General features: G+C 75.7%; 7 protein-coding genes and 1 pseudogene. 1 reads left to right on the top strand and 7 read right to left on the bottom strand.

Annotated features, from left to right (window positions below):
• The 4 genes from FNQ90_RS06915 to FNQ90_RS06900 form a co-directional block, all read right to left on the bottom strand.
• On the bottom strand, window positions 1-188 hold a 188-nt coding region (locus FNQ90_RS06915; protein WP_407699315.1), incomplete at its 3' end, for a hypothetical protein.
• A gap of 208 nt (window positions 189-396) precedes the next feature.
• On the bottom strand, window positions 397-1,611 hold the full coding sequence (gene alr / locus FNQ90_RS06910; protein ID WP_182605446.1) for an alanine racemase: 1,215 nt from the start codon (window positions 1,609-1,611) through the stop codon (window positions 397-399).
• A gap of 75 nt (window positions 1,612-1,686) precedes the next feature.
• A complete protein-coding gene (locus FNQ90_RS06905) occupies window positions 1,687-3,195 on the bottom strand; it encodes an NAD(P)H-hydrate dehydratase (protein WP_182605445.1) in 1,509 nt (502 codons plus the stop codon).
• Between the two features lie 94 nt (window positions 3,196-3,289).
• The gene (locus FNQ90_RS06900; RefSeq protein WP_143621637.1) at window positions 3,290-3,658 is read right to left on the bottom strand and encodes a holo-ACP synthase; all 369 of its coding nucleotides are present in this window, start codon (window positions 3,656-3,658) and stop codon (window positions 3,290-3,292) included.
• Between the two features lie 285 nt (window positions 3,659-3,943).
• Here FNQ90_RS06900 and coaA point away from each other — a divergent pair, with 285 nt between their 5' ends.
• Complete coding sequence (gene coaA, locus FNQ90_RS06895; protein WP_182605447.1) at window positions 3,944-4,954, top strand: type I pantothenate kinase; 1,011 nt, start codon at window positions 3,944-3,946, stop codon at window positions 4,952-4,954.
• A gap of 209 nt (window positions 4,955-5,163) precedes the next feature.
• On the opposite strand, the pseudogene glmM reads toward coaA, so the two are convergent.
• The 3 genes and pseudogenes from glmM to rplM all read right to left on the bottom strand — a co-directional run.
• Window positions 5,164-6,543: pseudogene (gene glmM, locus FNQ90_RS06890) on the bottom strand (phosphoglucosamine mutase); the annotation flags it as partial.
• A gap of 195 nt (window positions 6,544-6,738) precedes the next feature.
• Window positions 6,739-7,281 carry a 30S ribosomal protein S9 gene (gene rpsI / locus FNQ90_RS06885; RefSeq protein WP_323379812.1) on the bottom strand — a complete coding sequence of 181 codons (543 nt, stop codon included), beginning with the start codon at window positions 7,279-7,281 and terminating at the stop codon, window positions 6,739-6,741.
• Between the two features lie 41 nt (window positions 7,282-7,322).
• Complete coding sequence (gene rplM, locus FNQ90_RS06880) at window positions 7,323-7,766, bottom strand: 50S ribosomal protein L13 (RefSeq protein WP_143622216.1); 444 nt, start codon at window positions 7,764-7,766, stop codon at window positions 7,323-7,325.
• Window positions 7,767-8,132 lie beyond the last annotated feature (366 nt).

Below are 8,132 nucleotides of genomic sequence, written 5' to 3'. Positions count from 1 at the left end.
GTATAAGAGACAGCCACCAGGTCGCCCGCCCGCAGCAGACCGCCCAGGGCGCGGCCGAGGCGGTTCATCGCCGCCGGGTCCGGAACGGTGAGGGTCAGACGGTCGACCCCCGCCGGGTCGGTGGGGGCGACGGCTCCGGAAAGGGTGTGACGGGAATCGACGGGGTCGGGAACGATGGGGTCGGTCATGGCTCGGATGGTACGCGTCGCCGGCGGGTCCGGGCCCCCGTGCTCCGGACGACCCGCCGGGGCCCGGGGCGGCTCCGGCGGCGGCCGGGGAGAACGCCGGACGGGGCGATCGGAATCGACCGATGACCGACCGGATCCGCCCGACCGCGCACGATCGCCCACCCGGATCGACTCCGACCGGTCCCGTCGGTCCCCGTTCGCCCCGGGCTCAGTCGTCGTTCAGGTGGATCCGGGGCACCCGGGCGCCGATCCGGGTCACGATCTCGTACCCGATGGTGCCGCAGGCCCGAGCCCAGTCCTCGGCGGTCGGCTCCCCGTCGTCACCGGGGCCGAAGAGCACCGCCTCGTCCCCCGGCTCGGCCGGGTCGCCGCCGAGGTCCACGACGAACTGGTCCATCGCCACCCGTCCGGCGATCGTCCGCCACTTGCCCGCCACCAGCACCGGTCCGGCGCCCGACGCGTGCCGGGGCACCCCGTCCGCGTACCCCGCCGGCACCAGGGCGAGAGTCGTCTCACCGGGGGTGACGTAGTGGTGGCCGTAACCCACCCCGTGGCCGCCCGGCACCCGCTTGACCCCCGCCAGGGCGGCGCGCAGCGTCATCGCCGGGCGCAACCCGTGCTCGCGCGGCAGGCCCAGTTCGGGGGCGGGCGACAGGCCGTAGACGGCCAGGCCCGGCCGGATCAGGTCGTAGTGGGTCCCCGGCAGGGTCAGCGCGGCCGGGGAGTTCGCCAGGTGTCGGACCTCCGGGCGCAGCCCGGCCCGTTCGGCCTCCGCCAACGCGACCCGGAACGCCTCCAGTTGCGGGGGGATCGACGGGTGGCCCGGCTCGTCGGCGCAGGCGAGGTGGGACCACACCCCGGTCACCCGCAGCAGGCCCTCCGCCTCGGCCGCCCGCGCGGCGGTCACCAGGGCCGGCCAATCGGCGGGCGCGCAGCCGCCCCTGCCCAGGCCGGTGTCGGCCTTCAACTGCACCCGGGCGGGCCGACCGGCAGCGTGCACCGCCCCGATCACCTCGCGCAGCGCCCACGCGCCGCCCACCGAGACGTCGATGTCCGCCGCGAGCGCCTCGGCCCACGGGCCGCCCGGCGTCCACAGCCAGCACAGCAGCGGCCCGGTGTCACCGGCCGCGCGCACCGCCAGCGCCTCCTCGGGGGTGGCGGTGGCCAGCCAGTCGGCCCCGGCCCGGCGGGCGGCCCGGGCGCAGGGCAGCATCCCGTGGCCGTAGGCGTCGGCCTTGACCACCGCCATCACGCCGGCGCCGCCGCGTGCCAGACCGCGCAGGGCGCGCACGTTGTCGCGGACCGCCGCGAGGTCGACCTCCGCCCGTACCCGGGGCAGCGGGGCGGGGGCGTGGGCGGGGCTCCCCGTCGGTTCGGCGGGCCGGGCCGTCCCGACGGGGTTCGGGGCGTGGTGCACGTTCATCCACCACAGTGTTCCAGAGCCCGGCGGGAACGCACGGCTCCGGGCGGCGGCGGGGCGGCGGACCCCTCCCGTCGGTCAGGTCGGGGAGCCGGTCGCCCCCGAGCCCGTGACCAGCCGGCGGGCGGCCGGCAGCGCCGCCGCGACGTCCGAGGCCACCGGCGGCTCCGGGCACAGCCGCGCGGCGAGTCCGTGCAGGTACGCCCCCGCCATCGCGGCCTCCCCCGGCGCCAGACCGGCCGCCAGGAGGGAACCGATCAGCCCCGCGAGCACGTCCCCGGTACCGGCCGTGGCCAGCCACGGGGTGCCCGTCGGATTGGCGATCACCGGCGGTGGCGGGCCCTCGGTCGGGGGCACGGTCACCAGGGTCGTGGAGCCCTTGAGCAGCGTCGTGGCCCGGAACCGGGCGGCGAGCTCGCGCACCGCCCACAGCCGGCGGGCCTCCACCTCGTCCCGTTCCGCGCCCAGCATCCGGGCCGCCTCGCCGGCGTGCGGGGTGAGCACCAGCGGGGCGCGCCGGTCCCCGGGCAGCGCGCCCCGGAGGAGCGCGAGGGCGTCGGCGTCCACCACGGTCGGCACGTCGTCCGCGAGGACCACGGCCAGCCGCTCGCGTCCCTCGTCGGTGTCGTCCAGTCCGGGGCCGACCACCCACGCCTGCACCCGGCCGTGTCCCACCAGCACCTCGGGGTGGCGGGCCAGGACCGCCCCGGCGGGCGGACCGAGGTACCGCACCGCTCCGGCGCCGCCGCGCAGCGCCGCCGCGACGGCGAGCACCGCCGCCCCCGGGTACCGCTCGGAGCCGGCCGCGACGCCGACCACACCCCGGCGGTACTTGTCGCTCTCCGGGCCCGGGGACGGCAACAGGGCGGCGATGTCGACGTGTTCGGGCGCCACCACGTCCGGCCCGGCCTCCCCGCCGAGCCGGTCCAGCTCCGGCCCCAGGCCGATGTCCACGGCGTGGACCACGCCCGCGCGGTGCCGGGCGGGGGCCACCAGCAGCGCCGGCTTGTGGGTGCCGAAGGTCACGGTGACGGCGGCCTCCACCGCCTCGCCCCGCACCTCGCCGGTGTCCGCCTCCACCCCGCTGGGCAGATCCACCGCCAGCACCGGCGCCCCGGTACCGGCCGCCCGGCGCACCACCTCGGCCGCCGGGGAGCGCAGCCCGCCGCGACCACCGATACCGAGCAGGCCGTCCACGATCAGGGCGGGCGGGTTCCCGGGTCGCCCCCACACGCGCGGTGCGCCGTCCTCCGCCAGGGCCTCGGCGGTGTCGACGATCCGCCCGCCGCGCCGGCGCAGCGCCGCCAGGCCGGCGGCGTGCGCGCGATCGGGGTCGAGGAGGACGGTGGTGACGGCGACCCCGCGCGCGGCGAGCCGGGCCCCCGCCCACAGGGCGTCACCGCCGTTGTCGCCGGTGCCCACCAGCAGCACCACCCGGGCACCGGTGACCGGCCCCGGGCGCAGCATCCGCAGGCAGACGGCGGCCAGGCCGGCGGCCGCCCGCTGCATCAGGGCTCCGTCGGGGAGGCGTTCCATGAGGGCGCGCTCGGCGGCGCGCACGGTCTCGACGCGATACGCGGTACGCATCCGCCCAGTCTGCCCGTCACACCCGGTCCCGGTGGGGACGCGGGCACGCGGGTCGGCTCCTACCGGCGCCGGGCGCGGTCCCGGGGCCCCGGCCTCAGCCCTCGGCGATCACCACGGCCGAGGCCACCCCGGCGTCGTGACTGAGCGACACGTGCCACTGCCGCACGCCCAGTTCGGCGGCGCGTGCCGCCACCGTGCCGCGCACCGTCAGCCGGGGGCGGCCGAGGTCGTCGGTGGTCACCTCGGCGTCGGTCCAGCGCAGGCCGGGCGGGGCCCCCAGCGCCTTCGCCAACGCCTCCTTGGCCGCGAATCGGGCGGCCAGGGAGGCGGTGCCGCGCCGCTCGCCGTCGGGCAGCCACCTCTCGGCGTCCACGAAGAGCCGGTCCGCCAGCCGGGGGGTGCGGCGCAGCGCCTCGGCGAAACGGTCGATGCCGGCCACGTCGATGCCCACTCCGATGATCACGCCCCGACTCCCCGCTCCGCTCACCGCGCGGCACCGTTCCCCGGCCGTTCCACCGGGTCGGTGCCGCCTGCCGGGGGCAGCGTATCGGCGCCCGCTCCCCGGGGGTTCGGCGGCGCGGGCGCCGGCTCGTCCGGGGCGCGACCGGCCGGGGCCGGGCCCCGCCGGGGACGGCCCACCGGCGGTGCGGACAATGGTGGCGTGGCCCCCTCCCCGCAGCAGCCCTCGTACCGACCGGCCGGAACGGAACGCGCCGGTCCGGAGTCCACCGACGCCACCGGGGGCCCGCTGCCCCGGCCGACCGGCACCGCCCCCGCCGCCTCCCGCTCCCGTCGACCCGCCGGGCCCTCCGGGCCGTACGTCGACCTGAGCCGCGCCGAGTGGAGCACCCTGCGCGAGCGGACCCCGTTGACGCTCTCCGCCGAGGAGGTCGAGGAATTGCGCGGTCTGGGCGACGTCATCGACCTGGACGAGGTGCGGGAGGTCTACCTGCCGCTGGCCCGACTGCTCAACCTCTACGTGGAGGCCACCCGGGGTCTGCGCGGCGCCCTGAACACCTTCCTCGGCGACCTGGGCAACGGCGGGGAGGAGCGCCGGCGCGGCACCCCGTTCGTGATCGGTGTGGCCGGCAGCGTGGCGGTCGGCAAGTCCACCGTCTCCCGGCTGCTGAAGGTGCTGCTGGGGCGCGGACCGGAGAACCCCCGGGTGGAGTTGGTGACCACCGACGGTTTCCTCCACCCCAACGCGGAACTGCGACGGCGCGGGCTGATGGAGCGCAAGGGCTTCCCCGAGTCCTACGACCGGCGCGCCCTGACCCGGTTCGTCGCCGATGTCAAGGCCGGCCGGGAGGAGGTCACCGCCCCGGTGTACTCGCACCTCGTGTACGACATCGTGCCCGGCGAGCGGTTGGTGGTGCGGCGCCCGGACATCCTCATCGTCGAGGGCCTGAACGTGCTGCAACCGGCGTTGCCGGGCCGGGACGGCCGGACCCGGGTGGCACTCGCCGACTACTTCGACTTCTCGGTCTACGTGGACGCGCGTCCCGACGACATCCGCGAGTGGTACCTGGAGCGCTTCCGGAAGCTGCGCGAGACGGCGTTCCGCGACCCGCACTCGTACTTCCGCCGCTGGACCCGGGTGCCGGAGGAGGAGGCGCTGGCCTACGCCCGGAACATCTGGGCGACCATCAACGGCCCCAACCTGACGCAGAACGTGGAACCCACCCGGGGGCGGGCGACGCTGATCCTGCGCAAGGGACCGGACCACACGGTGCGCCGGCTGTCGCTGCGCAAACTCTGAGCGCCGGTCCCCGACCACCGGTCGGCCGGTGGGACCGTCCCCGGGGGCGGAGGGCGCGGGCCCCCACAGTCCCCCGCCCGCCGCCGCCGGGAAGACACTCCCCGGTGCGGCGGGGGACGGTGGCGCGCGGCTCAGCCGGTGCGTACGGAGTCGTTCGCCGGGTCCTTCGCCGAGCCGTTCACGGCCTCGTTCGCGGGGGCGCCGGGCGTCAGCTCCGCCCGCACCACCTCGGCGAGTTCGTCGGCCAGCCGGCGGGCCTGCTCGACGTCGGTGGCCTCGACCATCACCCGCACCAGCGGCTCGGTGCCGGATGGCCGCAGCAACACCCGGCCCGTGGTGCCCAGCTCCCGCTCGGCCGCCGCGACGGCCGCCGCGAGGCCGGCGCACTCGCCGACCCGTGCCCTGTCCACGCCGCGCACGTTGACCAGCACCTGTGGCAGCCGGGTCATCACGGCCGCCAGGTCGGCCAGTGAACGGCCGGTGGCGGCGACCCGGGCGGCGAGCAGCAGACCGGTGAGGGTGCCGTCGCCGGTGGTGGCGTGATCCAGGGCGATGACGTGCCCGGACTGTTCGCCGCCGAGGGCGAAGCCGCCGGCAGTCATCTCCTCCAGCACGTAGCGGTCGCCGACGGCGGTCTGTCGGAGTTCGATGCCCTCGCGCTCCATCGCCAGCTTGAAGCCGAGGTTGGACATCACCGTGGCGACGACCGTGTCGCCGCGCAGGGTGCCGGCCTCACGCATGGCCAGGGCGAGGACGGCGAGGATGCGGTCGCCGTCCACCTCCTCGCCGGCGGCGTCCACGGCCAGGCAGCGGTCGGCGTCGCCGTCCACCGCGATGCCCAGGTCGGCGCCGTGCTCCAGGACGGCGGCGCGCAGCGGGCCGAGGTGGGTGGAGCCGCAGCCGTCGTTGATGTTCAGGCCGTCCGGGGAGGCCCCGATGGTGATGACGCGGGCGCCGGCGCGCTCGAAGGCGGCCGGGGCGATGGTGGAGGCGGCGCCGTGCGCGGTGTCCAGCACGACCGTCAGGCCGTCCAGGCGGTGGGGCAGCGCGGAGGCGAGGTGGTCGAGGTAGCGCTCGGCCACCTCCGGCCGCTCCACGACCCGGCCCACGCCGGCACCGACCGGCAGATCGCGGTGCTTGCCCTCGATCAACTCCCGGTAGCGCTCCTCGATGCGGTCCTCCACCGCGTCGGGGAGTTTGCGGCCACCGCGGGCGAAGAACTTGATGCCGTTGTCGGGCATGGGGTTGTGGCTGGCCGAGAGCATGACGCCGAAGTCGGCGCCGAGCGCGTCGGTGAGGTGGGCCACGGCGGGGGTGGGCAGCACGCCGGGACGGATCACGTCCACGCCCCGGCCGGCGAGGCCGGCCACGACGGCCGCCTCCAGGAACTCCCCGGACGCCCGCGGGTCCCGGCCGACCACCGCGACCGGACGGCCGGTCGCGCCGTCCCCGGCACCCGAACGTCCGTGGTGTCCGTCGCGGTCGCCGAGCACCTCGGCCGCCGCGGCGGCCAGGCCCAGCGCCAGCTCGGCGGTCAGCTCGACGTTCGCGACGCCGCGAACCCCGTCGGTACCGAAGAGTCGTGCCACTGTTTCCTCCGAACGTGCTGCGGGCGGCCCCCACTGCGTCAACCCTATCCCCGGATTGTCGTTCGACCGACAATCGGCACAAAGGGGCACGGAACGCCGGACGCCCCGTCGACGGCGAACCGCCGACGGGGCGTCGGTGACGGCCGACCCGCTCCCCGGGCCCCTCGGGCCGGACGGGGAGCGGCTGTCGCCGCGTCAGCGCTTGCTGTACTGCGTACCCTTGCGCGCCTTCTTCAGACCGGCCTTCTTCCGCTCGACCGCGCGGGCGTCGCGGGTCAGGAAGCCGGCCTTCTTCAGGGCGGGGCGGTTGTTCTCCACGTCCGCCTCGTTCAGCGCGCGGGCCACGCCCAGGCGCAGGGCACCGGCCTGGCCGGAGACGCCGCCGCCGGCGATGCGGGCGATGACGTCGTAGCGGTCGTCCAGCTCGAGCACCTTGAAGGGCTCGTTGACCTCCTGCTGGTGGACCTTGTTCGGGAAGTAGGCCTCCAGCGTACGGCCGTTGATCTTCCAGTTGCCGCTGCCCGGCACGATGCGCACGCGGGCGATCGCGTTCTTGCGGCGACCGGTGCCGGCGCCCGGCAGCGGGTCACCGAAGCGGGAGGCGAGGGACTCGGAGTCGTACTCCTCGACCGGCGCGCTCTCGGTGGTGTACTCGCCGCTCTCGGGGACCTCGACCTCGGCGGCCTCGGCGGCCTCGGTGTCGAACTCTTCGGTGTTCTCGGTGGTGTTCTCGGCCACGATGCTCCTCGAAACTCTCTGTCTGGGATGGGTGGCCGGGACTACTGCGCGACCTGGGTGATCTCGAACGGCTGCGGCTGCTGCGCGGTGTGCGGGTGCTCCGAACCCGCGTACACCTTCAGCTTCGACAGCATCTGGCGGCCGAGGGTGTTCTTCGGCAGCATGCCCCGAACGGCCTTCTCGACGGCCTTCTCCGGGTTCTTCGCCAGCAGCTCGTCGTACCGCACGGACCGCAGACCGCCGGGGTAGCCGGAGTGGCGGTAGGCGAGCTTCTGGCTCCGCTTGTTGCCCGAGAGGTGCACCTTGTCGGCGTTGATGATGACGACGAAGTCACCGGTGTCCATGTGGGGCGCGTAGATGGGCTTGTGCTTCCCGCGCAGCAGGATGGCGGCCTGGGACGCCAGACGGCCCAGGACGACGTCCCGGGCGTCGATGAGGTGCCACTGACGCTGGACGTCGCCGGGCTTGGGGCTGTACGTACGCACGGTCGTAGCCTTCGTTTCTTCGGTGAGTGGATCCTTACAAGGACCGGGGGTCCTCACCCCGGCCGAGCCGGGGCACGGTGACGCAAACCGCGCGACGATCGGGAGGGAGCACCCCACTTGTCCTGCGCAAGGCCCCTCACGTGAGATCGAGCAAGCCATTACGCATATCGACCAGGCAGAATACCGGTCCGCGGGGGCGGGGGTCAAAACGACCCGTCCTCCGGCGGAACCGCCCTTCCGGGCCGACCACCGGGCTCGCCGGGAATCCCGGCCGGGACGGGCGTTGGGGGCTCGCGCGGTTGTTCCCTAGGATGCCGGCATGAGCCATGTCCAGGGGGGACCCACCGGGGACCCGCAGTGGGGAGG

The organism is Streptomyces alkaliphilus, from assembly GCF_014141535.1.
Lineage (GTDB): Bacteria > Actinomycetota > Actinomycetes > Streptomycetales > Streptomycetaceae > Streptomyces > Streptomyces alkaliphilus.
This window is presented reverse-complemented; position numbering and strand designations above follow the sequence as displayed.

What these genes read in the sequence shown, in the direction of transcription:
- alr (WP_182605446.1), bottom strand. Translation starts at nt 1,611, where the DNA reads ATGAACGTGCACCACGCCCCGAACCCCGTCGGGACGGCCCGGCCCGCC.
- FNQ90_RS06905 (WP_182605445.1), bottom strand. Translation starts at nt 3,195, where the DNA reads ATGCGTACCGCGTATCGCGTCGAGACCGTGCGCGCCGCCGAGCGCGCC.